General features: G+C 64.3%; 25 protein-coding genes. 18 read left to right on the top strand and 7 right to left on the bottom strand.

Annotated elements, in window-relative coordinates; all coding sequences use genetic code 11:
• Positions 1 to 70: 70 nt before the first annotated feature.
• From JQ580_RS01905 to JQ580_RS01895, 3 genes are read left to right on the top strand one after another with little or no spacing between them, the layout of a single operon-like run.
• Entirely contained in the window at positions 71 to 1111 is a 1041-nt protein-coding gene (locus JQ580_RS01905) for a branched-chain amino acid ABC transporter permease (protein WP_212278056.1), read from the top strand.
• An 8-nt stretch (positions 1112 to 1119) separates the two neighbouring features.
• Positions 1120 to 2889, top strand: a complete 1770-nt coding sequence (locus tag JQ580_RS01900) for a branched-chain amino acid ABC transporter ATP-binding protein/permease (protein WP_212278055.1) — start codon at positions 1120 to 1122, stop codon at positions 2887 to 2889.
• Positions 2886 to 3617, top strand: a complete 732-nt coding sequence (locus tag JQ580_RS01895; protein WP_212278054.1) for an ABC transporter ATP-binding protein — start codon at positions 2886 to 2888, stop codon at positions 3615 to 3617. Before JQ580_RS01900 ends, JQ580_RS01895 begins: the two co-directional genes overlap by 4 nt.
• Before the next feature lie 180 nt (positions 3618 to 3797).
• Here JQ580_RS01895 and JQ580_RS01890 read toward each other — a convergent pair whose 3' ends face one another.
• Complete coding sequence (locus JQ580_RS01890; RefSeq protein ID WP_212278053.1) at positions 3798 to 4436, bottom strand: pyridoxamine 5'-phosphate oxidase family protein; 639 nt, start codon at positions 4434 to 4436, stop codon at positions 3798 to 3800.
• A gap of 120 nt (positions 4437 to 4556) precedes the next feature.
• Here JQ580_RS01890 and JQ580_RS01885 point away from each other — a divergent pair, with 120 nt between their 5' ends.
• Positions 4557 to 5441 (top strand): LysR family transcriptional regulator, encoded by an 885-nt coding sequence (locus JQ580_RS01885; protein WP_212278052.1) that lies wholly within the window; start codon positions 4557 to 4559, stop codon positions 5439 to 5441.
• Positions 5442 to 5592: 151 nt separating this feature from the next.
• On the opposite strand, the gene JQ580_RS01880 is transcribed toward JQ580_RS01885, so the two are convergent.
• Together JQ580_RS01880 and pobA are read right to left on the bottom strand one after the other, a co-directional pair.
• Complete coding sequence (locus JQ580_RS01880) at positions 5593 to 6012, bottom strand: PaaI family thioesterase (protein WP_212278051.1); 420 nt, start codon at positions 6010 to 6012, stop codon at positions 5593 to 5595.
• Between the two features lie 212 nt (positions 6013 to 6224).
• Positions 6225 to 7394 carry a 4-hydroxybenzoate 3-monooxygenase gene (pobA, locus tag JQ580_RS01875; RefSeq protein WP_212278050.1) on the bottom strand — a complete coding sequence of 390 codons (1170 nt, stop codon included), beginning with the start codon at positions 7392 to 7394 and terminating at the stop codon, positions 6225 to 6227.
• A 266-nt stretch (positions 7395 to 7660) separates the two neighbouring features.
• On the opposite strand from pobA, the gene JQ580_RS01870 reads away from it, so the two are divergent.
• The 9 genes from JQ580_RS01870 (at position 7661) to JQ580_RS01830 (ending at position 16649) form a co-directional block, all read left to right on the top strand.
• Positions 7661 to 8677 carry a TRAP transporter substrate-binding protein gene (locus JQ580_RS01870; protein WP_212278049.1) on the top strand — a complete coding sequence of 339 codons (1017 nt, stop codon included), beginning with the start codon at positions 7661 to 7663 and terminating at the stop codon, positions 8675 to 8677.
• A gap of 279 nt (positions 8678 to 8956) precedes the next feature.
• Positions 8957 to 9466 carry a TRAP transporter small permease gene (locus JQ580_RS01865; RefSeq protein ID WP_212278048.1) on the top strand — a complete coding sequence of 170 codons (510 nt, stop codon included), beginning with the start codon at positions 8957 to 8959 and terminating at the stop codon, positions 9464 to 9466.
• Between the two features lie 2 nt (positions 9467 to 9468).
• On the top strand, positions 9469 to 10788 hold the full coding sequence (locus JQ580_RS01860) for a TRAP transporter large permease (protein ID WP_212278047.1): 1320 nt from the start codon (positions 9469 to 9471) through the stop codon (positions 10786 to 10788).
• A 12-nt stretch (positions 10789 to 10800) separates the two neighbouring features.
• The gene (locus JQ580_RS01855; protein WP_212278046.1) at positions 10801 to 11262 is read left to right on the top strand and encodes a DUF3237 domain-containing protein; all 462 of its coding nucleotides are present in this window, start codon (positions 10801 to 10803) and stop codon (positions 11260 to 11262) included.
• Positions 11263 to 11498: 236 nt separating this feature from the next.
• Complete coding sequence (locus JQ580_RS01850) at positions 11499 to 12308, top strand: crotonase/enoyl-CoA hydratase family protein (protein ID WP_094976671.1); 810 nt, start codon at positions 11499 to 11501, stop codon at positions 12306 to 12308.
• Positions 12305 to 14188, top strand: a complete 1884-nt coding sequence (locus JQ580_RS01845) for a feruloyl-CoA synthase (RefSeq protein WP_212278045.1) — start codon at positions 12305 to 12307, stop codon at positions 14186 to 14188. The genes JQ580_RS01850 and JQ580_RS01845 overlap by 4 nt, the downstream gene beginning before the upstream one ends.
• A gap of 25 nt (positions 14189 to 14213) precedes the next feature.
• Positions 14214 to 14975 carry an SDR family NAD(P)-dependent oxidoreductase gene (locus tag JQ580_RS01840; RefSeq protein WP_166476237.1) on the top strand — a complete coding sequence of 254 codons (762 nt, stop codon included), beginning with the start codon at positions 14214 to 14216 and terminating at the stop codon, positions 14973 to 14975.
• 12 nt (positions 14976 to 14987) lie between these two features.
• The gene (locus JQ580_RS01835) at positions 14988 to 15407 is read left to right on the top strand and encodes an acyl-CoA thioesterase (RefSeq protein WP_094976668.1); all 420 of its coding nucleotides are present in this window, start codon (positions 14988 to 14990) and stop codon (positions 15405 to 15407) included.
• Between the two features lie 90 nt (positions 15408 to 15497).
• The gene (locus JQ580_RS01830) at positions 15498 to 16649 is read left to right on the top strand and encodes an ABC transporter substrate-binding protein (RefSeq protein ID WP_212278044.1); all 1152 of its coding nucleotides are present in this window, start codon (positions 15498 to 15500) and stop codon (positions 16647 to 16649) included.
• 195 nt (positions 16650 to 16844) lie between these two features.
• On the opposite strand, the gene JQ580_RS01825 is transcribed toward JQ580_RS01830, so the two are convergent.
• Together JQ580_RS01825 and JQ580_RS01820 are read right to left on the bottom strand one after the other, a co-directional pair.
• Complete coding sequence (locus JQ580_RS01825; RefSeq protein WP_212278043.1) at positions 16845 to 17573, bottom strand: glutathione S-transferase family protein; 729 nt, start codon at positions 17571 to 17573, stop codon at positions 16845 to 16847.
• Positions 17574 to 17602: 29 nt separating this feature from the next.
• Positions 17603 to 17863: a hypothetical protein gene (locus JQ580_RS01820; RefSeq protein WP_212278042.1), complete on the bottom strand. Its 261-nt coding sequence runs from the start codon at positions 17861 to 17863 to the stop codon at positions 17603 to 17605.
• Between the two features lie 113 nt (positions 17864 to 17976).
• Between JQ580_RS01820 and JQ580_RS01815 the strand changes: the two genes are divergently transcribed.
• Positions 17977 to 18675 carry a helix-turn-helix transcriptional regulator gene (locus JQ580_RS01815; protein ID WP_097660039.1) on the top strand — a complete coding sequence of 233 codons (699 nt, stop codon included), beginning with the start codon at positions 17977 to 17979 and terminating at the stop codon, positions 18673 to 18675.
• Positions 18676 to 18691: 16 nt separating this feature from the next.
• Positions 18692 to 19015 (top strand): YkgJ family cysteine cluster protein, encoded by a 324-nt coding sequence (locus tag JQ580_RS01810; protein WP_212278041.1) that lies wholly within the window; start codon positions 18692 to 18694, stop codon positions 19013 to 19015.
• Here JQ580_RS01810 and JQ580_RS01805 read toward each other — a convergent pair.
• On the bottom strand, positions 19012 to 19410 hold the full coding sequence (locus tag JQ580_RS01805) for a hypothetical protein (protein ID WP_212278040.1): 399 nt from the start codon (positions 19408 to 19410) through the stop codon (positions 19012 to 19014). The genes JQ580_RS01810 and JQ580_RS01805 overlap by 4 nt on opposite strands.
• Before the next feature lie 270 nt (positions 19411 to 19680).
• On the bottom strand, positions 19681 to 20028 hold the full coding sequence (locus tag JQ580_RS01800) for a DUF3307 domain-containing protein (RefSeq protein WP_212279174.1): 348 nt from the start codon (positions 20026 to 20028) through the stop codon (positions 19681 to 19683).
• Positions 20029 to 20444: 416 nt separating this feature from the next.
• Between JQ580_RS01800 and JQ580_RS01795 the strand changes: the two genes are divergently transcribed.
• The 3 genes from JQ580_RS01795 to JQ580_RS01785 all read left to right on the top strand — a co-directional run bounded on the left by JQ580_RS01795 (position 20445) and on the right by JQ580_RS01785 (position 23935).
• Positions 20445 to 21890: a TAXI family TRAP transporter solute-binding subunit gene (locus JQ580_RS01795; protein ID WP_212278039.1), complete on the top strand. Its 1446-nt coding sequence runs from the start codon at positions 20445 to 20447 to the stop codon at positions 21888 to 21890.
• A gap of 140 nt (positions 21891 to 22030) precedes the next feature.
• Positions 22031 to 23137 (top strand): cyclic nucleotide-gated ion channel, encoded by a 1107-nt coding sequence (locus JQ580_RS01790; RefSeq protein WP_212278038.1) that lies wholly within the window; start codon positions 22031 to 22033, stop codon positions 23135 to 23137.
• A 12-nt stretch (positions 23138 to 23149) separates the two neighbouring features.
• Positions 23150 to 23935 carry an enoyl-CoA hydratase/isomerase family protein gene (locus tag JQ580_RS01785; RefSeq protein WP_212278037.1) on the top strand — a complete coding sequence of 262 codons (786 nt, stop codon included), beginning with the start codon at positions 23150 to 23152 and terminating at the stop codon, positions 23933 to 23935.
• Positions 23936 to 23938 lie beyond the last annotated feature (3 nt).

Genomic DNA, 23938 nt, shown 5'->3' with positions numbered 1-23938 from the left:
ATGGCTGTGAGCGGACCGTCCACCGCAATCGGGGGGACCGGACCGTTATCTTAAGGGGGAGCGTCCGGTCTTGAATACCACCATCATGCTGTTCCTGGTGCAGGACGGCATCACCAATGGCGCGATCTATGCGCTGCTCGGCCTGGCGCTGGTGCTGGTGTTCGCCGTCACCCGCGTCATCCTTATTCCCCAAGGCGAATTCGTCACCTACGGCGCGCTGACCTATGCCTCGCTGGCCGCGGGCCAGATGCCGGGCACGGCCAAGCTCGCGCTGGCGCTGGGCATCGGCGCCTTCGCTTTCGACCTGTTCGTCGCGCGCAACGCGCTGCATGGCCGCCTAATCGTCCGCAGCGCCCTCACCAACATCGTGCTGCCGGCCATCGTGCTGGCGCTGACCGTGTACTTCGCCGCCCAGAAGCCACCGGTCGCGATCTCGATCGCGCTGTCGCTGGTGATCGTGGCGATGATCGGCCTCTATCTCTACCGAGTCGCATTCCAGCCGCTGGCACACACCTCCGTGCTGGTGCTGCTGATCGCATCCGTGGGCGTCCATCTGGCGCTGCAGGGCCTCGGCCTGCTGTTCTTCGGCGCCGAAGGCCAGCGCGGACCTGCGGTGCTGTCCGGTGCGTTCACGGCGGGCTCGCTGCGCTTCACCGGCCAGAGCCTCACCGTCTACAGCATCACCATCGCCTTCATCGTCGCGCTCTGGCTGTTCTTCGGCCTGACGCTCTACGGCAAGGCGCTGCGTGCGACCGCCGTGAACCGGTTGGGAGCGCGGCTCGTCGGCATCCGCACCACGCTGTCGGGACAGATCGCCTTCCTGCTGGCCTCCGTCATCGGCGCGTTGTCGGGCATCATGATCGTGCCGATCACGACGCTGTATTATGACTCGGGCTTCCTGATCGGCCTGAAGGGCTTCGTCGCCGCGATCATCGGCGGCCTCGTCAGCTATCCCCTCACCGCCGTCGCGGCACTGGTCGTCGGCCTCGTCGAGGCGTTCTCGTCCTTTTATGCCTCCAACTACAAGGAGGTGATCGTTTTCATGCTGCTGATCCCCGTGCTGCTGCTGCGTTCGCTCGCGGCGCCCGCGGTCGAAGAAGAGAAGGACTGAGGCTTAAGATGCAGAGCCGCCTTCCCATCATCGTCTTCGCACTCGTCATGGCCGCGATACCGTTCGTCCCGGGCATGCCGCCGTTCTGGATCGTGCTGCTCGACAATATCGGCCTTGCGGCCCTCGTCGCGATGGGCCTCGTGCTGCTGACCGGCGTCGGCGGCCTGACCTCGTTCGGACAGGCGGCCTTCGTCGGCTTCGGCGCCTACACCACAGCGGTGCTGTCGACGGCCTACGGCCTGTCGCCCTGGCTCACGCTGCCGCTGTCGCTTGTGGTCAGCGGATCGCTGGCGGTGCTGCTCGGGCTGATCACCGTGCGCCTCTCCGGCCATTATCTGCCGCTCGGCACGCTCGCCTGGGGCCTCGGCCTGTTCTATCTCTTCAGCAAGCTGGAGTTTCTCGGCCGTAACGACGGCATCTCGGCGATTCCGCCGCTGTCGATCGGATCGTTCAAGATGCTCTCGCCCGGCTCGATCTATTACGCGATCTGGATCGCGGTGATCGTCTCGGCCCTGCTCACCATGAACCTGCTGGATTCCCGCACCGGCCGCGCCATCCGTGCGCTCCGGCGCGGCCACGTCGCGGCGGAGGCATTCGGCGTGCACACGCCGCGCGCCAAATTGCTGGTATTCATCCATGCCGCGGTGCTCGCCGGCCTCTCGGGCTGGCTCTACGCGCACCTCCAGCGCGCCGTGAACCCGACGCCGTTCGGCGCGCAGGCCGGCATCGAATATCTCTTCATCGCAGTGGTCGGCGGCGCCGGCTATGTTTGGGGCGGCGTGCTCGGCGCGGCGATCGTCGTGGTGTTGAAAGAGGTGCTGCAGAGCTATCTGCCGCTGATCCTGCCCGGCTCCGGGCAGGTCGAGACCATCGTGTTCGGCATCATGCTGGTGGCGCTGCTGCAGCTCGCCCCCGGCGGCCTCTGGCCGTGGCTGATGTCCTTCCTGCCGGAGCGGGCCAGTGGCAAGAGGCCGGACACCTCGCTGAAGCTGGATCAACGTCCGCGCGCGCCCGGCGAGTCCAACATCCTGCTCCAGGTCGACAAGGCGCGAAAACAGTTCGGCGGCGTGGTCGCGGTCAACAACGTTTCCTTCGACGTCCAGGCCCGCGAGATCGTCGCGCTGATCGGCCCGAACGGCGCCGGCAAGAGCACGACGTTCAACCTGATCACCGGCGTGCTGTCGGCCACATCGGGCTCGATCTCGGTGCTGGGCAAGCAGGTCGACAACGCGCCGCCGCAGGAGATCGTCAAGCTCGGTATCAGCAGGACTTTCCAGCACGTGAAGCTGGTCCCTGACATGACCGTACTGGAAAACGTCGCGATCGGCGCGCATCTGCGCGGTCATTCCGGGCCGATCGCCTCGATGCTGCGGCTCGACCGCGCCGACGAGGCCAGACTTCTCGCGGAAGCCGCGCGCCAGATCGAGCGCGTCGGCCTCGCCGACCAGATGCATCAGCTCGCAGGCTCGCTCTCGCTTGGCCAGCAGCGCATCGTCGAAATCGCGCGGGCACTCTGCGTCGATCCGATGCTGCTGCTGCTCGACGAACCGGCCGCCGGCCTGCGCCACATGGAGAAGCAGCAACTCGCCAAGCTGCTGCGCGACTTGCGCGACGGCGGCATGAGCGTGCTCCTTGTCGAGCACGACATGGGCTTCGTGATGAACCTCGCCGACCGTATCGTGGTGCTCGACTTCGGCACCAAGATCGCTGAAGGCACGCCCGCCACGATCAAGACCAATCCCGAAGTGATCAAGGCCTATCTCGGAGTGGCGGCATGAGCGCCCTGTTGTCCGTCACCGACGCCCACGTCGCCTATGGCAAGGTCGAGGCGGTACGCTCGGTCTCGCTCGAGGTCGGCCAGAACCAGATCGTCACCATCGTCGGCGCCAACGGCGCCGGCAAGACCACGCTGCTGTCCGCCATCATGGGCATCCTGCCTTTGAAGGGCCGCGTCGCCTTTGCCGGCCAGGATCTCGCCCGGCTCGACATCGAGGACCGCGTCGCGATGGGGCTCGGCTTGGTGCCGGAGCACCGCGAATTATTCGTGACCATGAATGTCGAGGACAACCTCCAGCTCGGCGCCTTCAGGATCGAGCGAAACAAGGCGAAGGCCTCGATGGAGCGCGTCTACTCGCTGTTTCCGCGATTGAAAGAGCGGCGCAAGCAGTTCGCCGGCACGCTCTCCGGCGGCGAGCAGCAGATGCTCGCGATGGGCCGCGCGCTGATGGGTGAGCCGAAACTGCTGATGCTGGACGAGCCGAGCCTCGGCCTCGCCCCGATCATCGTCGCCGACATCTTCCGCATCGTCACCGAGCTGCGCGCCGCGGGCGTCTCCGTGCTGCTGGTCGAGCAGAACGCCCAGGCCGCGCTCAAGATCGCGGACCAGGCCTACGTGATGGAGCTCGGCGAGTTCGTGCTCAGCGGCAGGGCCAGCGACATCGCGGCCAACGAGCGGGTGGCAGCGAGCTATCTCGGCTTCCAGCACGAAGGCGAGAGTGTGATTTAGCTGAGAACTCGTTATTCCCTTCGCCACTTGTTGCAGGAGAAGGTGGCGCGGAGCGCCGGATGAGGGTTCTCTCAACTTGCAACACCGCTCGAGGGGATAGAACCCCTCACCCGGCTTCGATGCATGTATCGAAGCCACCCTCTCCCACAAGGGGAGAGGGTGTGTAGCCCACACTCCGCTCTAGCTTTCGTTGACAGATAACCCCTTCTCACCCTTCAACGCCGCCACCTCTGCCTCCAGCTCCGCAATTCTCGCATCCCTCGCCGCCAGTGCCGCAGCGACATCGCCCGCGTCGAACTTCTGGGGAATGTGCTGCGGGCAGTTGGTGTCCCAGGCTTCGATCTTGAACAGGATCACCTGCTCCGGCCGTGCGCGGTAGCCCTTCGGCATCAGCGACGTGGTCAGCGCCTCGTCATCCTCGACCACGCGGGCCTCACCCCAGAGCTTCACCCGGCGGCGATGGGCGTAGTCCATCACGAAGATGTAGGCCTTGGGATTCTCCGAGAGATTGCCCTGGGTGATAAACTGCTGATTGCCGGCATAGTCCGCAAAGGCGAGCGTCTGCTTGTCCAGGACCCTGAGGAAGCCCTTCGGGCCGCCGCGGTGCTGGATATAGGGCTGGCCATCGGCCGATGCGGTGGCGAGGTAAAAGCTGTTCGCGTCCGCGAGAAAGGCCTCGAGGTTTTCGTCGACCTCGGTGCGCCAGCCGCGTTGCTCAACGCGGCCATAGGCCTCGCGCGACCCCTTGCGCGCCTGGATCGCCTTCACCGCGGGGGTGAAGGCAACGTCGCTGGCATAAGTTGGGACTGTTGTCGTCATCGGAACATCTCCTGAATTCCGGCGCATTGCTGCGTCTTTCGCCGCTTAAAATGGACCTTTCGCCGATCAAAACAATCTGCCCGCTTGACACTTCATCATTGCAATATATGCAATAATTAAATGGATCGCCTCGAAGCCATGCACGTCTTCGTCACCGTCGCCGATCTCAGCGGCTTTGCGCCGGCGGCGCGCAAGCTGCAATTGTCACCGTCGGCCGTAACGCGGCTGATCGCGGCGTTGGAGGAGCATCTCGGCGCCCGACTGCTGCAGCGGACCACGCGGCAGGTGAGATTGACTGACGTGGGCACGCGTTACCTGGAGCGTGCACGGCGGATTCTCGCCGACGTCGAGGAGGCCGACGGCTCCGCGCGGGAGGAGCGCAACCGGCCCAGCGGACGGTTGGTGGTCTCGGCGCCGGTCGGCTTCGGCCGGCTGCATGTCGGGCCGGTCATGACGGCCTATCTCAAGCGCTATCCCGAGGTCGGCGCGGAATTGCGCCTGTCCGACCATCTCGTCAATCTCGTGGAGGACGCCGTCGATGTCGCGGTGCGGATCGGTCACCTCGCCGATTCCTCGCTGGTGGCGCGTCAGGTCGGCGAGATGCGGCGGATCGTGGTAGCGACGCCGGGCTATCTGAAGCGCCATGGCGAGCCGAAGACGCCGGACGCATTGCTCCAACACCAGACCATCCAGTTCGGCCCAATCGCCGGCTGGCATTTCGTGCAGGACGGCCGCGACGTCGAGGTCGCACCATCGCCCCGCTTCATCAGCAACAGCGCCGACGCCGCCCTGCAATACGCCGAGGCCGGCGGCGGCGTAACGCGCGTGCTGGCCTATCAGGCCGCCGAGGGGCTGAAGCGCGGACGGCTGAAGATCGTGCTGGCGAAGTTCGAGCAGCCGGCGCTGCCGATCCACATCATCTACCCGACCTCGCGCCTGCTCTCGGCCAAGGTGCGCGCGTTCGTTGATCTCGTGGTGGAAACGGCGGAGTGGAGGTTTGGGTGACGGTCTCGCGTCCCGGACGCGCTGCAGCGTGCAACGCTGCTGCGCTGAGCCCGGCCCCAAAAATCCGTACCATAAGCTGCAGATAGAGATGGGCCCCGGCTCTGCAGCGCACCGCTCAGAAGCGCTGCGCTGCGTCCGGGGTACGAGAGCATCACGCCTTCTTCGGAACGACGCGAAAGGCCCCGCTCGCCCGCGCGATCACGGCGTCATCGGCCCTCACCAGGCATTGCGCAAAACAAATCGTGTTGCCGGTCTTGATCGCCTCACCTTCCACCGCGAGCCATTGGCCGATCTGGGCGGCACCGACATAGTCGACCGACAGCGAGATCGTGACGAACGACGTCGTCCAGCCCGTTGCCTGGGCACAGCTGTAGCCCATGGCGGCATCGGCCAGCGCGGCGATCAGGCCTCCATGGATCAGCCCGCGCGCGTTGGTGTGCGGCGTTGCCAGCCGCAATCCGACGGTGACGCCCTTGTCGGTCTTTTTCGAGTAGAGCGGCTCCCAGGGATCAGTGAGCGGCGCTTTGCGGAAATGCGGCTCGAAGCCGGCGGGAATGTCGGTGTCGGTCATGGCGATCTCGCGTCCTCGGTTACCGGCATTGAACGCGAACGAGGGAACGAAAGCATCACCTACAAAGCTTTAAACGGAAATTGAGCAGGTGTTTGAAACGACCTCCGCCGTCATTGCGAGGAGCTCTTGCGACGAAGCAATCCAGACTGTCTCCGCGGAGGGATTTCTGGATTGCTTCGCTACGCTCTCAATGACGATGCAGAACAACCATCCTAAAACGGCAATCCCACGTAATTCTCCGACAGCGACGTCATCGCGGCCTTTGACTGCGTGACGTAATCGAGTTCGGCGAGCTGAATGCGCGCACCGATGCTGCCGTTATCGGGGAATTTGTGCAGCATCGAGGTCATCCACCACGAGAAGCGCACCGCCTTCCAGACCCGCGCGAGCGCCGTTGCAGAATAGGCATCGAGCCCGGCGCTGGATTTCTCGTCGTAGAATTCGCGCAGCGCGGTCGAGAGATAATGCGCGTCGCTGGCGGCGAGGTTCAGCCCCTTCGCGCCGGTCGGCGGCACGATGTGGGCGGCGTCGCCGCACAGGAACAGCTTGCCGAAACGCATCGGCTCGGCGACGAAGCTGCGCAATGGCGCGATGCTCTTCTCGATCGAAGGGCCCGTGACGAGGCTGTCGGCCGCCTCCTGGTCGAGCCTGCGCTTCAATTCGTCCCAGAAACGGTCGTCCGGCCATTGGTCGACATGGTCGTCGAGCGAACACTGCACATAATAGCGGCTGCGCTTCGTCGAGCGCATGGTGCAAAGCGCAAAGCCGCGGGCATGGTTGGAGTAAATCAGCTCGTGACTGACCGGCGGCGTATCAGAGAGGATGCCGAGCCAGCCGAATGGATAGACCCGCTCGAACTCCTCGATCGCGGATCTCGGAACGCTGGCACGGCTGACGCCATGGAAACCGTCGCAGCCGGCGATGAAATTGCAATCCAGCGTGTGGGTGACGCCGTCCTTCACCCAGGTTACGCGCGGGTGACTGCCGTCAAAATCATGCGGCTGCACGTCCTTGGCCTCGTAGACCGACGTAAGACCCGCAGCTTTCCGCGCATTCATCAAATCGAGCGTGACCTCGGTCTGGCCGTAGATCATGACCGTCTTGCCGGTCGCGCCCTTCATGTCGATGCGGTGACGACGGCCTGAGAAGGCAAGCTCGATGCCTTCATGCACCAGGCCCTCGGCATGCGCCCGGGCGCCGGCCCCAATCCGGTCGAGCAGCCCGACGGTTCCTTCCTCCAGAAGGCCGGCGCGGATTCGACCGAGCACGTAATCCGGGCTCTGCCGCTCCAGGATGACATTGTCGATGCCGTGGGCATGAAGCAATTGCCCAAGCAACAATCCGGCCGGCCCGGCCCCGATGATTGCGACTTTTGTCCGCAATACTTGCTCCTCCCTGTCCCTTAGGCTTTCGTCGCAGCCCGCTTGTCGCGTTGCCCTGCGCAGGATAATTATATCATATAACAGTTGGGCAAAAGGGAGTGCTGGTCGCGCGAACGGCGACAATTCTTTCAACAGGGCTGACGGTTAAGGATGCGACAGGGGGTGCGCGCCAGTTCCGGCTTGAACACGTCGGCCATTTAGATAACATGTTAATTAATGAGACCGGGCCATCGAAGCCCGCTGTCGACAACAGGGAGAGACGTGTGATGAGGAAAGCCTGTCTGGCTTTGCTGCTGGCAGCAAGCGTGACGCCCGCGTTCGCGCAGGACAAGACCTTCGATTTGAAGATCTCGCACTGGGTGCCGGCCTCGCACCCGCTGCAGAAATCGCTGGAAGACTGGGCGGCCGCAGTCGAGAAGGATTCCGGCGGCACCATCAAAGGCAAGGTGTTTCCGGCTCAGCAACTCGGCAAGGCGTTCGACCATTACGACATGGCGCGCGACGGCATTGCTGACGTCACCTACGTCAATCCCGGTTACCAGCCCGGCCGCTTCCCGATCATCGGTGCCGGCGAGCTGCCCTTCCTGATCTCGGATGCCAAAGGCGGCTCCATGGGCCTGGACGCCTGGTATCGCAAATATGCCGAGAAGGAGATGAAGGACGTCAAATATTGCCTGGCGTTCGTCCACTCGCCCTCCTCGTTCCATTCCAAGACCAAGAAGATCGTCATGCCCGAGGACGTGAAGGGCATGAAGATCCGCCCGGCGCACGCCACCATGGCGAACTTCGTGACATCGCTCGGCGGCACTAACGTGCAATCCTCCGCGCCTGAGGTCCGCGACATCATCGAGCGCGGCGTCGCCGACGGCGTCACGTTCCCATGGGGGTCGCTGGTCCTGTTCGGCATCGACAAGGTGACCAAGTTCGACATGGAGGCGCCGCTCTACACCACGACCTTCGTGTTCGTCATGAACAAGGACAAGTACAATGCGATGTCCGACAAGCAGAAGGCAGCGATCGACAAGAACTGCTCGGTCGAGATGGCCGGCGTGGTCGGCGAGCACTGGGGCAAGTTCGAGGATGCCGGCATTGACAAGGTGAAGGCGGAATCCGGCCACGAGGTCTACAAGCTGACGGCGGAGCAGACCGCCGCCTGGAAAAAGGCCGCCGAGCCGCTGGTGAAGACCTGGTCCGAGGGCGCCAAGAAGGCCGGCGCCGATCCCGATGCCGCGCTGACCGAGCTCAAGGCCTCGCTGAAGAAGTACAACGCGCTGGCGGAGTGACGGCGAACTGCGGCCACGCACTCGCTGCACCTCTCCCGCTTGCGGGAGAGGTCGGTGCGATCGGGCGATGCGAAGCATCGACCCGCGCGCCGGGTGAGGGCTTTCTCATCTAGGGGATTGTCCCGCTGTGGAGACACCCTTTCCCATAGCCGATGCTTCGCATCGGCGTCGTCTTAAAGAACGGCGGCCGAAGGCCGCCTATCCCTCCCCCGCAAGCGGGGGAGGGAGCGCACCTCGATCGCGGACACATCGCAAACCCGTCGGAAGGATTTTTTCCCCATGAAGCGCTCCTGGATGGACCGCATCATCGACACCATCGAATGGATCGCGGCCGGCTTCGTCGGCATCGTCGCGCTCGACATCTTCCTGTCGGTGCTGCTGCGCAACACGCTGAACTACTCGATCCCCGATTCCTTCGACATCGGCCGCTTGCTGCTCGGCATCCTCATCTTTTGGGGGATCGCAGCGACCTCCTATCGCGGCACCCACATCACGGTCGACCTCGTCTGGGGCAATGTCGGCCCGCGCCACCAGCGCTGGATCGACGTGTTCGCGACCCTGGTGCTGCTGTTCGTCGTGACCGTGCAGACCTGGACGCTGTTCGACAAGGTGCGCGGCACCTACAACGACAACGTCCAGACCTTCGACATGCACATGCCGACATGGCCGTTCTTTGCGGTCGCATGGATCGGCGATGCCGCGGCCGTGCTGCTGATCGCAATCCGCACCTACCGCCTGATCTTTCATCCCGAAGACATGCACGATCCCAAATTGAAGGCGACGGAGTAATCATGAGCACCGATGCCGTCGCCTTAATCGGCTTCGTTTCCCTGTTCGTCCTGATGCTGTTGCGCGTGCCGGTCGGCATGGCCATGGGCCTCGTCGGCGTCTCCGGCTTCGCCTATCTCGTCAACGGCAACGCGGCGCTGAAGCTGGTCGGCCAGACCTCGATGCGCACGGTGACCGACTACACCTTCGGCGTCATCCCGATGTTCCTGCTGATGGGCTCGTTCGTGTCCAATTCCGGCATGAGCCGCGAGCTGTTCCGCGCCGCCAACGGTTTCGTCGGACATTTGCGCGGCGGGCTCGGCATTGCCACCGTCGGCGCCTGCGGCGGCTTTGCCGCGATCTGCGGTTCGTCGGTGGCAACTGCCGCCACCTTCTCCGCCGTCGCCTACCCAGAGATGCGCCGCTTCGGCTATCCGCAATCCTTTGCCACCGGCGTGATCGCCGCCGGCGGCACGCTGGGCGCAATGCTGCCGCCTTCAACCGTGCTTGCGGTGTACGGCATCATCACCGAGCAGGACATCGGAAAGCTCTTCATCGCCGGCATCATCCCGGGCCTGCTGGCGATGAGCATGTACATGATCACGATCTTCCTGATCGGCTATTTTCGTCCCGACTTCCTGCCGAAGGGCAAGTTGACGCCATGGCGCGAGCGCTTTGCGGGCCTGAAGGAGATCTGGGCGCCGGTACTGCTGTTCATCTTCGTGATCGGCGGCCTCTACGGCCTGCCCTTTTTGCCACGCTTCACGCCGACCGAGGCCGGCGGTGTCGGCGCCGCCGGCGCGTTCATCATCGGCGTGCTGACCGGACGGCTCGACCGCGAGAAGATCCTGGCCTCGCTGCTGCAGGCGACGCGCACCGCGGCCGCCGTCTTCACCGTGCTGATCGGCGCGCTGATCTTCGGCTATTTCCTCACGGTGACGCAGACGCCGCAGAAGGTGACGGAATTCCTCACCGGCCTCGGCCTTGGCCCTTACGGCGTGCTGGCGCTGATCATGGTGATGTATCTCGTGCTCGGTTGCCTGATGGATGCCATGGCGATGATCATCCTCACGGTGCCGATCATCTTCCCCGTCATCACGCATCTCGGTTTTGACCCGATCTGGTTCGGCGTCATCATCGTGATGACCGTCGAACTCGGCTTGATCCATCCGCCGGTGGGCATGAACGTCTTTGTCATCAAGAGCGTGGTGAAGGACGTCTCCTTCTCCACGATCTTCAAGGGCGTGATTCCGTTCGTCGTGACGGACCTGATCCGCCTCGTGATCCTGATCGCCTTCCCGCTGCTGGCGACCTGGCTGCCGACGCGAATGATGGCGCATTGAAGAGGTGAAGCGATGACCACGCCGACGCTCGAGACCAAATACGTCTTCACCGTCACCGCGCGCATCGGCGACGTCGTCACCGCCGGTGAGACCGGCATCGGCGTTCGCCGCATCATCCCTATCATCGGCGGCGAAGTCACGGGCGCGATATCAGGCAAGGTGCTGCCGTTCGGCGCCGACTTCCAGACCATTCGCCCCAACGAGCTGATCGACCTTGAAGCCAAATACGCCTTCGAAACCAACGACGGTGCGGTCGTCTATGTCGAGAACAAGGGCATGCGCTTCGGTCCCGTCGAGCTGCTGCAGAAGCTCAAGCGCGGCGAGCCGGTCGATCCCAAGCTGATCTACTTCCGCACCGTGCCGAAATTCGAGACCGGGCATCAGACGTATCGCTGGCTGATGGAGCACATCTTCGTCGGCTCGGCCGCGCGCCATGCGGATCGCGTCGTGATCGACGTGCATCAGGTGATGTGAGGAAGGCCCTCACCGCGTCATTGCGAGCGCAGCGAAGCATTCCAGAGTCCGTCCGCGGAAACATTCTGGATTGCTTCGCTGCGCTCGCAATGACGGAGGTGGGGCAGTCGCGCGTCAAATTCCTGCAAGTCCGCTGGACGCCGGGTCAAAGCCCCTGCCCCGGGGTGATATAGTCCACCCCTCCTTGACTCCCCAAGAATTCGTTATACAACATAACTATTCTAACAAGGACGCAAATGACACAGGGAAACGCCGAGACCGCTGACGCGGGCGCCTCCGGGCTACTCCGGATCGAGAGGGCGGACCGGGTTCTGACCGTGGGTCTGAACCGGCCGGCCAAGCGCAATGCGCTCAACGACGGCATCATCCTGGAAATCGGCGAGTGCTTTGCGTCGCTGCCCGAGGATATCGGGGCGGTCGTCATCCACGGCATCGGCGATCATTTCTCCTCGGGCCTCGACCTGTCCGAGCTGACCGAGCATGACGCCACCGGCGGCCTGCTGCATTCCCAGATGTGGCACCGGGTGTTCGACCGCATCCAGTACAGCCGGGTCCCCGTGATCGCAGCCCTCAGGGGCGCCGTGATCGGCGGCGGGCTGGAGCTCGCCTGCTCGGCGCATATCCGCGTCGCCGAACCCTCGACCTATTTTGCGCTTCCGGAAGGACAGCGCGGCATTTTCGTCGGCGGCGGCGGCTCGGTGCGGCTGCCGCGACTGATCGGCGTCGCCCGGATGATGGACATGATGCTGACGGGCCGCGTCTACAGTGCGACCGAAGGCGCGTCCTACGGTTTCGCGCAATATGTCACGGAGGCCGGCAACGGGCTCGGCAAGGCGATGGAGCTTGCAACCAAGGTCGCTTCCAACGCGCCGCTGACGAACTTCGCCGTGCTGCAGGCGCTGCCGATGATCGCGGAGGCCAATCCGCAGACCGGCCTGCTGATGGAATCGCTGATGGCGACGGTCGCGCAGAGCGACAAGGAGGCAAAGCGCAGGATCCGCGAATTCCTCGAACACAAGACCGCAAAGGTGAAGCCGAAGTCATGAGCGCGCAGCCGTCCTCTTCCAGCATGGAGCGCGGCGCGAGCACTTTCCCGCTGCGGCCCATCTCGTTCGGCGATCCCGCCGTCAACATCGAGCGGCGCGACGACGGCACGATCTACCTCAGGCCGAAGCAGCCGCTCGGCGACTATCCGGTGCGTCTCACCGACCGCCTGCATCATTGGGCCACCACGACGCCGGACCGCGTCTTCATGGCCGAACGCGACGGCGCCCGCTTCTGGCGCAAGATCACCTATGCCGAGCTGCTCGTCGCAAGCCGTCACATTGCATCGGGCCTGATCGCGCGCGGCCTGTCGGCGGAGCGGCCGGTCGTCATCCTCTCGGGCAATTCGATCGATCACGCCCTGCTAGCGTTCGGCGCGTTCTACGCCGGCATTCCGTTCTGCCCGGTGTCGCCAGCCTATTCGCTGGTGTCGAAGGACTACGGCAAGCTGTCCTATCTGATGAAGCTGCTGACGCCCGGCCTCGTCTTCGCCGAGGATGCCGACAAGTTCGCCGATGCGCTTGCCGCCAACGTCTCGCTCGGCACCGAGATCGCCGCTTCCTACGGCCACGTGCCGGGCCGCGACGTCACCACGCTCGCCGACCTCATGGCGACGCCGATCCGCGCCGATCTCGACGATGTCCATGGCAGGATCGGCCCGGACACGATCGCAAAATTCCTGCTGACCTCGGGCTCGACCGGCAACCCCAAGGCCGTCATCAACACCCAGCGCATGATCTGCGCCAACCAGGTGATGCTGCGCGAGACACTCGCCTTCCTCAAGGACGAGCCGCCCGTCATCATCGACTGGCTGCCCTGGAATCACACTTTCGGCGGCAACCACAATATCGGGCTGACGCTCTACAACGGCGGCTCGATGTATCTGGACGCCGGCAAGCCAATGCCCGGCGGCATCGAGGAGACCGTGCGCAATCTCCAGGAGATTTCGCCGACGGTCTATTTCAACGTGCCGAAGGGTTATGAATCGCTGCTGCCCTATCTGCGCGACGACCAGGGCCTGCGCGCAAAGTTCTTCGACCGCCTGCATGCGATGTTCTTCTCGGGCGCCGCGCTGTCGCCGTTCATCTGGGACAGCCTCGACGAGCTCGCCGTGAAGGAAAAAGGCTATCGTGTGCCGATGCTGACCGGCCTGGGCGCGACCGAGACCGCGCCGTTCTTCATGTCGGTCAATCCGCGCACCAGCCGCTCCGGCCATGTCGGCCTGCCGGTATTGGGCAACGACGCCAAATTGGTGCCGAACAACGGCAAGCTGGAAGTGCGCGCGAAGGGGCCGAACGTGATGCCCGGCTATTGGCGGCAGCCCGACATCACCGCGAAATCCTTCGACGAGGAAGGATTTTACAAGATGGGCGACGCGCTGAAGCCGTCCGATCCCGATGATTTCAACGCCGGATTCGATTTCGACGGCCGCGTCGGCGAAGACTTCAAGCTCGCCAGCGGCACCTGGGTCAGCGTCGGCCCCTTGCGCGCGCGCCTCACGGCGGCCTGCGCCCCGCTGGTGCGCGACGTCGTCATCGCCGGCATCAACCGCGACGAGGTCTCAGCGCTCGTGGTGCTCGACCTCGACGGCTGCCGGCTGGTCAACCCGACGCTGCCCACCGACGATCTCGTCGTCGCGACGCGCGACCGGCTGGTCCGTGAAGCCTTTCGCGAGCGCCTGACCCGTTTCCTCAGCCAGGCCACCGGCTCCTCGACGCGGATCACGCGTGCAATCCTGATGGACGCGCCGCTCTCGATCGACAAGGGCGAGGTCACCGACAAGGGCTCGATCAACCAGCGCGCGGTGCTCGAGCATCGCACCGAGTTGATCGAGGAGCTCTACGCTGCCAATCCGTCGGACCGTGTGATATCGGTCGGATAAGAAACCACCGCACCAGGAGAACGCCATGTTGTTGAAGGATCAGGCAGCCATCGTCACCGGCGGCGCATCGGGACTGGGCGCTGCCACCGCGCGAAAGCTGGCGGCGCAGGGCGCCAAGGTCGCAGTGTTCGACCTCAACGCCAAGCTCGCCGAGACCGTCGCTGCCGAGATCAAGGGCGTCGCAATCACCTGCGATGTCTCCGATGCCGCCTCGGCCGAAGCCGCGGTCGCGCAGGCCGCCAAGGCCCACGGTCCGGCCCGCGTGCTGGTCAATTGCGCCGGCATCGGCGTTGCCAAGCGCGTGGTCGGCCGCGACGGCCCGATGGCGCTCGCCGATTTCGACAAGGTGATCAAGGTCAATCTGATCGGCACCTTCAACATGCTGCGCCTGGCCGCCACCGAGATGTCCAAGCTGGAGCCGCAGGCGACCGGCGAGCGCGGCGTCATCATCAACACGGCCTCGGTCGCCGCCTATGACGGCCAGATCGGGCAATCGGCTTATTCCGCGTCCAAGGGCGGCATCGTCGGCATGACGCTGCCGATCGCGCGCGAGCTCGCGCAATTCGGCGTCCGCGTGCTCACCATCGCGCCCGGCCTGTTCCTGACTCCGCTGCTGGCGAACCTGCCTCAGGAAGCCCAGGACTCGCTCGCCGCCGCCATCCCCTTCCCGCGCCGGCTCGGCCATGCCGACGAATTCGCCGCGCTCGCTTTGCACATGGTCGAGAATTCGTACCTGAACGGCGAAGTGGTGCGCCTCGACGGCTCGCTGCGCATGGCGCCGAAATAAGGTCCGCGACACATGTTCGTGAACCGGCGCGAGGTCCAGATCCAGTGGGGCGATTGCGACCCCGCCAACATCGTCTATTACCCGCGCTATTTCGCGATGTTCGACGATTCGACTTCGACCCTGTTCGAGGTCGCCGGGTTCTCCAAGCAGGACCTGGTCCGCAAATACGGCCTGGTGGGCATCCCCATGGTCGACACGCGGTCCAAGTTCTACATCCCCTCGACCTATGGCGACTGGATCACCATCGAAACGAAGATCGAGAGCATCAAGCGATCGAGCTTCGAGGTGAAGCACAACGTCTACAAGGGCGAGGCGCTGGCGATCGAGGGTTTCGAAACCCGCGTTCTGGTCGGCCGCGATCCCGTTAACCCCGACAAGCTGAAATCGGCACCGTTCCCGGCGGAAATGGTAGCCAAGTTCACAGGGAGCTAAGTGCGGAGCTAAATCGCCGCATCACCAAAAGAGGGGGCTGAATTACCCCCCGATTTCTGCTTTCAAAGAAACACGTAAAGGGAGGAATAGATGAAACGCTTTTACCTGACCGCCGCCATTGCGGCTGCGACGCTTGCCCTGCCGGCGCTGCCCGCGCTGGCCCAGACCAGCGAAATCACCATCGGTATCACCACCACCACGACCGGCCCCGGCGCCGCGCTGGGCATTCCCGAGCGTAACGCGCTGGAATTCGTGCCGAAGGAAATCGGCGGCGTGCCGCTGAAGGTGATCGTGCTCGACGACGGCGGCGATCCCACCACCGCGACCACCAACGCCCGCCGCTTCGTGACCGAATCCAAAGCCGACATCATCATGGGCTCGGCGCTGACGCCGCCGACGATCGCGGTCTCCAACGTCGCCAACGAAGCCGGCATTCCGCATTTCGGTCTCGCGCCGTTCCCGATCACGCCCGAGCGCATGAAGTGGTCGGTGGCGATGCCGCAGCCGATTCCGATCGTCGGCAAGGTGCTGTACGACCACATGAAGTCCAAGGGCGTGAAGACGCTCGGCTATATCGGCTACTCCGACTCCTATGGCGACCTCTGGTTCAACGATTTGAAGGCCCAGGCCGTGCCGATGGGCATGACCATCGTCGACGAGGAGCGTTTCGCCCGTCCCGACACCTCGGTGACCGGACAGGTGCTGAAGCTGGTTGCCGCCAATCCCGACGCGATCCTGGTCGGCGCATCCGGCACCGCGGCCGCGCTGCCGCAGACCGAGCTTCGCGAACGCGGCTACAAGGGCTTGATCTACCAGACCCACGGCGCCGCCAGCATGGATTTCATCCGTATCGCCGGCAAGGCGGCGGAAGGCGTGCTGATGGCCTCGGGCCCCGTGATGGATCCGGAAGACCAGCCGGACAGCGCACTCACCAAGAAGCCGGGCCTGGCGCTCAACGCGGCCTATGAGGCCAAGTATGGTCCCAACAGCCGCAGCCAGTTCGCCGGACATTCGTACGATGCGTTCGAGATCCTGAAGCGGATCGTGCCGGTGGCACTGAAGACGGCCAAGCCGGGCACGCCGGAATTCCGCGAAGCGATCCGTCAGGCGCTGCTGTCGGAGAAGGACCTCGCGGCGAGCCAGGGCGTCTACAACTTCACCGAAAAAGACCGCTACGGCGTCGACGAGCGCGCCCGCATCCTGCTCACGGTGAAGGACGGCAAGTACTCGCTGGTGAAGTAAGCGCAGTAGCAGCTCTGAAACAACGAGAACCGGCCCCGACGGGCCGGCTCTTTTGTTTCGTGCGTCTAGAATGGCATTGCCACTGAGGTCGTCATGGCCGGGCTTGTCCCGGCCATCCACGCCTTGCCACGCGGCGCGAAGAACGTGGATGCCCGGGACAAGCCCGGGCATGACGAAGCGGATACGCTGCGTTCCTCACGCTGCCTGCCGCAGCGGGGTCCAGCCGAACTCCGGATAGTACTTGTCCATCATGCGATCGACATAGGCAGTGAGGTTCGGAAAGCCCTCGGCACGCTCGCGCAGGGCCGATTCGAAGAACGGCGAGAGGATGCCGGCGAGCATGCCGAAGGCGGTGGCGTCGACGCCGCAGGGCTTGCTGCCCATCAGATACGACTTGTCGCCAAGCTGCACCGAGAGCGCGAACAGCGAGCGCGCGGCAAGGGCGACGTCGTCATCGGGCCCATGACGGCCGAGCCCCGAGAGCAGATAGTTCTCGGCGACGCGGAATTGCGCATCCTCGCGCAGCTTCTCGCGATTGTGCTCCGGTGCGCCGTCGAAGAAATGCGCAGGGCCCTTGGCGAAATTGACCGGATCGACCCAGCGCGCGCCGACCAGTCCCCAATAGACGTGGTGCTCGATCATGCGTTCGAACGCCCAAGCCTGCGCCCGCTCCTGCACGGAGAAACCGGCGTCGAAATCGAAGCCGTAGCGGCGCTCGATATGGGCGCGGATGAAGGTGGAATCGGCCACCGCCTCACCGCCGTCGTCGATGAACGGCAACTGCCCCTTGGGGGAGGCCGGCGGCATCGCCCGCTCCTTCCGGTAGGGCAATCCCGCCATCTTGAGCTGCACCTCCGTCTTGGTGACGAAAGGGCTGATTTCCGGCAGGCCGAAGCCGGCGCCAAATCCGTAGAGCGTGATCATGAAGCTTCTCCTGAACCAGTTGACGGAACCTAGTGACGGGCTGCTGCCACCATGGTGGCAGCAGCCGTGATATCTTCTGCGAAGCGGGCGCCCCGCCAGGCACGGCTCATCACCTGCCGGGCCAGCGCGTCCGCAGCCTGGATCAGCGAGCGCGCCACCACGCTTGCGAGGGCAAACCGGAGGTCGACGGCCATGAGATCGAGTGAAACGAGGCGGCCGAACGCGGATGCGGACCACGCCTGTGCCCGCAACACCGGAATCGCCGGGCCGAAATGGGTCGGAATGATCATGGACAAATCCCCTTCAGTCGATGTGTCGTCCCGGTATAGAACCCCCCTGCTGCCAACATCCTGTCAGCAGCCGCGCGCCGCCTTTTGAGAAGAAGACCAACGAGAGACCCGTCATGAGACGCGCCGACCGGCTGTTTCAGATCATCCAGGTGCTGAGGCGCACCCGTAAGCCGCTGACGGCGGATGCCATCGCGGCCGAGCTCGAGACCTCGAAGCGCACGATCTATCGCGATATCGCGACGCTGATCGGCCAGCGCGTGCCGATCCGCGGTGAGGCCGGCATGGGCTACATCCTGGAAAAGGGTTTCGACCTGCCGCCCTTGATGCTGACGCCCGACGAGATCGAGGCGGCAGTGCTGGGCGCACAATGGGTCGCCGGCCACGCCGATTCGGCACTGGCACGTGCGGCCGAGGATCTGATGGCCAAGATTGCCGACACCGTGCCCGAGCGCCTGCGTCCCTTCGTGCTGGAGCCGGCAAGCCGGGCACGACCGAGCTGGAACAGGGAGCCGGACCGCCTCGACATGGTACGCACGCGCACCCAGATCCACGAAGGCAAGAAGATCATGCTGCGCTATCGTGACGAGCAGGGGCGCGCCAGCGAGCGCATGATCTGGCCGATCTCGGTCGGCTATCTCGAGGCCGTGCGGCTGCTGGCGGCCTGGTGCGAGCTACGCGGCGACTTCCGCAGCTTCCGCACCGACCGCGTGGTCGATGCCAACTATCTCGATGAAAAATATCCGGAGCGGCGCGACGTGCTACGTGCGAGATGGCGGCAGAGCCTGGTCTGGGGCCCGCCCAAAGACACCTGAGGAATACGTAACAAGGATGGAAGAGAGCTCCCCCATCGATCTGTCGAGCTGTTGCCAGAGTTGCGGCGCTTGCTGCGGCTATTCGGCCAACTGGCCGCGCTTCTCGATCGAGAGCGACGAAGAGCTCGCCGCAATTCCGGAAGCGCTGGTCAACGACCGCCAATCCGGCATGCGCTGCGAGGGCAATCGCTGCTCGGCCTTGCAGGGGGACATTGGAAAAGCGACCGCATGCGGCATCTATGCGGTACGGCCTGAGGTGTGCCGCACCTGCATGCCGGGCGACGCCGAATGCGCGATGGCGCGGCGGAAGTTCGGGCTTCCGGCGATCGAAGCGAGTTAGGCTGGAACGGCTTCGCTGATGTCGTCGTCGATCTCGTCGTCCAGCGGTGCGAGCACCGAGAGCGGCTTGGTCGACAGCGTGATCGGCTTGCGTCCGCCCGACAGCGACGGCGAGGATTTCGCCGTGCTTTCGCGCGACAGCGCATAGAGCGTCGAGCCGACGCGGCCGCCGTTCTCGATCAGGTCCCGCTCGCTACAGCTTCCCGCGATCGCGACCGCCAGCGAATGCAGATGGCTGCGGCGATAGCAGAACAGCGCCAGCTTGGCGCGTGCGTCCGGGGAAACACTCTCGACCAGCCTCGGCAGGCCGCTCTCGCTGGCGCGATACATCTCGCCGAGGAGTTCGTCCTGAACCGGGCAGGAATCGCTTTCAAAGGCGTCGCGGCTTGAAAACATTGCAGTTCTCCCTCGACTCCGAAGATGCAGTGCAATTCTCTAATGAAAGGTTAACCAACCCCTCCGGTAGTCACCCGGTGTACTTGCGCGCCCGCCGCGAATCAGGAGGTCGGCAGTGAGCTTCCCGCGGCCGTTCTTGGAGACGCCCACGTTCGGCGGGCTCTTCAGGATGAAGTCTGGAGCAGCAGACAGAGCCTCCCCGCAGGGTGAGGAAGCGCGCAGCGCCGTCGCGAACCAGGCAGGCCCGACCGTCGCCCCGAGGCACTCGCCTCAGTTCGCAGCCATGAAGATGGACAAGCCGATGCCGGTGAGATGATGCAGCGCCTGGTCGACGCCGAGCAGAGTCCAGAACCAGGGATGCGCGAGGTCGACGCCGAAATTGGCCGAGACCAGTCCCTTGGCGCGGTCGATCGTGATGTGGATCACGAAGTCGATGAAGGCAACGAACCAGAATTTCGGCGCCACGATCAAAATCAGCGGCAGCGCAACCGCCAAGTGAACCAGGCAATGCACCAGAAGCGGCAGGGCCCAGCCGTGCTTCTGGTCCTTGCCATGCGCCATCCAGGCGGTCTGAAGGACGAAATCGGCGATGATGTGCTTGAAGGTGAGCAGCAACATCCAGCCAATGAGCGCTTCGACCGGAACCGCCGATGACATGGGTGGAAACGACAAGGCCGACGCCCTCATTGAGCTGACAAGAAAAATTGGAGCGTTCAGCGCAACTTCTTCTTGGACCGGTCAAATCGCCGGGACCTTTGATTTATGACATCTCCCGTGTCGGAATGCAGCCGGGGGGAACCGGAAAATCGCCAAGTGTGGCTAACCGGTGATAGGATGCCTTTCGCCGAGGCCGGACCGAGTAAGGTTACCCTCGGCTCGAAATTTGCTTTCCAAACCTGGCACGCTATCATTGCCGGCACCGATTATCGTTCTTTTTTCAGAGCTTTAGGAATTGCAGGGCGCCCGCCGCGATCACGTCCGCGAGCCGCCCGTCACCCGCGAATAAGGCCAGAGTGCAGCCATGAGTACTGACCATGAGTACTGAAGGCCCCGCCGCATCTCCGATCGAGCCGCCGCCGCGGCGCCCCAAGGTGATCAAGACCAATCAGCAACAGGTCTTCCTCTACGTCGTGCTGACCCTGCTGCTGTCGCTCGCCACCGTCTGGGGCGGCCGCGCCTTGCTGCACAATTCGGAGACGCTGACCTTTGCCGTCGGCGCCCCAAACAGCGACGAGGCGCTGTTCGCAGCCAAGCTCGCTGCCGTGCTGAAGACCAACGCCTCGCGCTTCCGGATCAAGGTCGTCAACAACCCCGACAACGCCAAGGCGATCGCGCAGTTCGATCGCAAGCAGGCCGACCTCGCCGTCCTGCGCACCGACGCCAAGGTGCCGCTGCGGGCGCGCACGCTTGCGATCCTCGAGCACGATCTCGTGCTTCTGCTCGGCCCCGGCACCAAGTACATCAAGTCAATCGCCGAGCTGAAGAAAAAGAAGATTGCCGTCGTCGCAGACAGCGAAGCCTCGCTCGCCTTCGTCCGCAGCATTCTCGACATCCCCGAAGGTCCCGACGCCGCGAAGATCCAGATGGCGCCGCAAGGCATGACGCTCGACAAGCTGTTTGCCCCGTCAAACGGCTTTGGTGCGGTGATTGCCATCGTCCATGCATCCAGGGCCGTGCGTGACAAGGCCTATGAACAGGTCGCCAGGCGCGGCGGCTTCACGCTCAACGCGATCGACGAGGCCAAGGCGCTGGCGCGCAGGCTTCCCGGCATTTCCAGCGAGACGCTGACGGCGGGCACGCTGTCGACCTCGCCGCAGATTCCCGACGACGACCTCGACACGATCGGGCTCGAATGGCTGCTGGTCGCGCAATCCAGGATGGCGGCCTCGACGGCGGGCGAGCTGGCGCGCACCATCTACGAGAACAAATCCGCGCTCGGACTCGACAACGGCTTTGCCAGCAGAATTGAGCCGGCGTCGACCGAGAAGGACGCCTTCGTGATGGCGCACCAGGGGGCGGCCGACTACATCAACGACGACACCAAGTCGTTCATGGATAAGTATAGCGACCTGATGTATCTGGGCGCCGCCGCGCTCAGCGTCATCGGCTCGATCTTCGCGGCGATCTACGCCAAGATCACCCGCATCGCCCCCGAGAAAGCCAGCGAACTCTCCACCGCCATTCTCGACATCGGCGAGCGGATCGAGCACGCCCACTCCCTGGACCAGCTTGAATGTCTGCAGGACGAGCTGGAGGGCATTTTGCGCGGCGCCGTCATCGGCCTGAGGGACGGCACGATCAGCACCGACGGGCTCGACACCTTCAAGCTCGGCTATGAATTCGTCCGCGACGAGATCGGCATGCGCCGCGACTATCTGAAGCGCCATGCCGGCGAAACCGAGAAGCCGGTGCGCGAGGACGGCCCTGCCCAGCACGACGACAGCAATGTCGTGGTGGTGAAGACCGCCCAGAGCGCCTGACGGCACGCCGGTCGGCCGCCCGCTGCTGCGCAGATAAAGCCTGCCCCCTCGTTGACGGCCTCCGCACAGGCAGGCACTTTGGCGCCGCCGTCCCAGCCGGGACTCGTAAGACAAGTCCCGATACCGAGCCGCCTTCCCGCATGTCCAAGCCGTTGACTACCGCTCTGGCCCAGTTCACGGCCGCCACGGCCGGCCGCAACATGACCAAGGCGGCCTATGTCGCGGTGACCGGCGGGGTGCTCAGCATGGTGCTGCTGACGGACAAGCGGGCCGACGGGGCGCACAATTGGGTCAGTGGCCTGCTCTGGGCCTGCCTCGCCTATTTCGTGTTCGAATGGCTGGTTCGGCTGCGCCATATGGCGCGGCAGGGACGGCTGTCGCTCTATGTGTCCTCCTCCGCCGGGCTGGTCGATGCAATCGGGGCGCTGGCCGTGCCGGTCGCGCTGCTCCTTGGCATCGAACCCAGAACGGCCTGGCTCCTCAGCGTGCTCTGGGTGCTGAAGGTGGTGCCGGGCATCCCCGGCCTGCGGCAGCTTCGCCGCGTGCTGGTGCTGGAATCGGGCCCCTTGCTCAGCGTGCTCGTGATCTTCCTGATGGTGGTCTTCCTCGCCTCCGTCGCCGAATATTTCCTGGAGCGGGACGTGCAGCCGCAGACCTTCGGCAGCGTGCCGGCGGCGCTGTGGTGGGCGGTGGTCACCTTGACGACGACAGGTTATGGCGACGTCGTGCCGGTCACGCCGCTCGGCCGCATCGTGGCGGCGGCGGTGATGATCTCCGGCCTCGGCGTGTTCGGTCTCTGGACCGGTATTCTGGCGACAGGTTTTGCCGCCGAGACGCGGCGCGATAATTTCCTCAAGACTTGGGAGGCTGTCAGCCGGGTGCCGTTCTTCGCGGCCCTCGGGCCCTCAGCGATTGCCGACGTCACCCACATGCTGCGGACCATGGAGTTGCCGGCGCGCACTTTGGTCATCCGCAAGGGCGCGCAGGGCGACTGCATGTATTTTATCGCCGCCGGCGAGGTCGAGGTCGACCTGCCCGGCAAGAAGGTGCAACTCGGCGAAGGCGCCTTCTTCGGCGAGATGGCGCTGCTCGGCAACAATTTGCGCGGCGCCAATGTCTCGACCACGAAAGTGTCGCGGCTTCTGGTGCTCGACCTCGTCGACTTCCGCGTGCTGATGGCACGCCATCCCGATCTTGCCGAGACTATCGACGCTGAGGCGAAGCGGCGCGCCCTCGAAAACAAGTAAAAGGAGACAAGGATGTCGGACATCACCGACGCAGCCACCGGCCCCGTGCTCGAACGCGACGGCGCACGCGCCACCATCCGCCTCAACCGGCCGAAGCATCTCAACCGCCTGCAGGCTGAGGATCTCGTCGAGATTGTCAAGCTGTTCGACCAGGTCGAGGCCGATCCTGCGATCCGCGTGCTGGTGCTGACCGGTACCGGCCGCGCATTCTCCGCGGGCTACGACCTCAATTCGGTCGCCGAGCGCGCGGTGAGCGCAAGCGCGCAGCCGAGCGCGGGCTCCGCGTTCGAGGTGGTCGTCAACCGTCTGGAGGATTTGGGCGTGCCGACGATCTGCCGGCTCAACGGCGGCGTCTATGGCGGCTCGACCGATCTTGCACTCGCCTGCGATTTCCGCATCGGCATCGATACCGCCGAGATGTTCATGCCGGCGGCCCGGCTCGGGCTGCATTACTACAGGAGCGGCATCAAGCGCTACGTGACCCGGCTTGGCGTCGACAATGCGAAGAAGCTGTTCTTGACGGCGCAGAAGATCAGCGCGCCGGAGATGCTGCGCATCGGTTATCTCACCGCAATGGTGCCCGAGGAGGCGCTCGACGAGGAAGTCGACAAGCTCGCCAACATTCTCGCCGGAAACGCACCCCAGGCGATGCGCGGCATGAAGCGCGCAATCAACGAATTCGCCCGCGGCGAGCTCAATGAAGCCGCCGCCGACCAGCGTCACCGCGACAGCATGCGCGGCGACGAGATCAAGGAAGGCATCAAGGCGTTCGCGGAGAAGCGAGCGCCGCGGTTTTGAGCG

It is taken from the genome of Bradyrhizobium sp. SZCCT0148 (genome assembly GCF_018129985.1).
Classification (GTDB): Bacteria; Pseudomonadota; Alphaproteobacteria; order Rhizobiales; family Xanthobacteraceae; genus Bradyrhizobium; species Bradyrhizobium japonicum_H.
Note: the sequence above shows the minus strand (reverse complement) of the source record. Positions and strands in the feature narration are given on the sequence as shown.

Coding starts and splice junctions, on each gene's coding strand:
- JQ580_RS01785 (WP_212278037.1), top strand. CDS start 23,150: ATGTCGGACATCACCGACGCAGCCACCGGCCCCGTGCTCGAACGCGAC.
- JQ580_RS01800 (WP_212279174.1), bottom strand. CDS start 20,028: ATGTTGCTGCTCACCTTCAAGCACATCATCGCCGATTTCGTCCTTCAG.
- JQ580_RS01885 (WP_212278052.1), top strand. CDS start 4,557: ATGGATCGCCTCGAAGCCATGCACGTCTTCGTCACCGTCGCCGATCTC.
- JQ580_RS01810 (WP_212278041.1), top strand. CDS start 18,692: ATGGAAGAGAGCTCCCCCATCGATCTGTCGAGCTGTTGCCAGAGTTGC.
- JQ580_RS01825 (WP_212278043.1), bottom strand. CDS start 17,573: ATGATCACGCTCTACGGATTTGGCGCCGGCTTCGGCCTGCCGGAAATC.
- JQ580_RS01790 (WP_212278038.1), top strand. CDS start 22,031: ATGTCCAAGCCGTTGACTACCGCTCTGGCCCAGTTCACGGCCGCCACG.
- JQ580_RS01865 (WP_212278048.1), top strand. CDS start 8,957: ATGAAGCGCTCCTGGATGGACCGCATCATCGACACCATCGAATGGATC.
- JQ580_RS01805 (WP_212278040.1), bottom strand. CDS start 19,410: ATGTTTTCAAGCCGCGACGCCTTTGAAAGCGATTCCTGCCCGGTTCAG.
- JQ580_RS01820 (WP_212278042.1), bottom strand. CDS start 17,863: ATGATCATTCCGACCCATTTCGGCCCGGCGATTCCGGTGTTGCGGGCA.
- JQ580_RS01795 (WP_212278039.1), top strand. CDS start 20,445: ATGAGTACTGAAGGCCCCGCCGCATCTCCGATCGAGCCGCCGCCGCGG.
- JQ580_RS01895 (WP_212278054.1), top strand. CDS start 2,886: ATGAGCGCCCTGTTGTCCGTCACCGACGCCCACGTCGCCTATGGCAAG.
- JQ580_RS01850 (WP_094976671.1), top strand. CDS start 11,499: ATGACACAGGGAAACGCCGAGACCGCTGACGCGGGCGCCTCCGGGCTA.
- JQ580_RS01835 (WP_094976668.1), top strand. CDS start 14,988: ATGTTCGTGAACCGGCGCGAGGTCCAGATCCAGTGGGGCGATTGCGAC.
- JQ580_RS01870 (WP_212278049.1), top strand. CDS start 7,661: ATGAGGAAAGCCTGTCTGGCTTTGCTGCTGGCAGCAAGCGTGACGCCC.
- JQ580_RS01840 (WP_166476237.1), top strand. CDS start 14,214: ATGTTGTTGAAGGATCAGGCAGCCATCGTCACCGGCGGCGCATCGGGA.
- JQ580_RS01830 (WP_212278044.1), top strand. CDS start 15,498: ATGAAACGCTTTTACCTGACCGCCGCCATTGCGGCTGCGACGCTTGCC.
- JQ580_RS01880 (WP_212278051.1), bottom strand. CDS start 6,012: ATGACCGACACCGACATTCCCGCCGGCTTCGAGCCGCATTTCCGCAAA.
- JQ580_RS01900 (WP_212278055.1), top strand. CDS start 1,120: ATGCAGAGCCGCCTTCCCATCATCGTCTTCGCACTCGTCATGGCCGCG.
- JQ580_RS01845 (WP_212278045.1), top strand. CDS start 12,305: ATGAGCGCGCAGCCGTCCTCTTCCAGCATGGAGCGCGGCGCGAGCACT.
- JQ580_RS01860 (WP_212278047.1), top strand. CDS start 9,469: ATGAGCACCGATGCCGTCGCCTTAATCGGCTTCGTTTCCCTGTTCGTC.
- JQ580_RS01890 (WP_212278053.1), bottom strand. CDS start 4,436: ATGACGACAACAGTCCCAACTTATGCCAGCGACGTTGCCTTCACCCCC.
- JQ580_RS01855 (WP_212278046.1), top strand. CDS start 10,801: ATGACCACGCCGACGCTCGAGACCAAATACGTCTTCACCGTCACCGCG.
- JQ580_RS01815 (WP_097660039.1), top strand. CDS start 17,977: ATGAGACGCGCCGACCGGCTGTTTCAGATCATCCAGGTGCTGAGGCGC.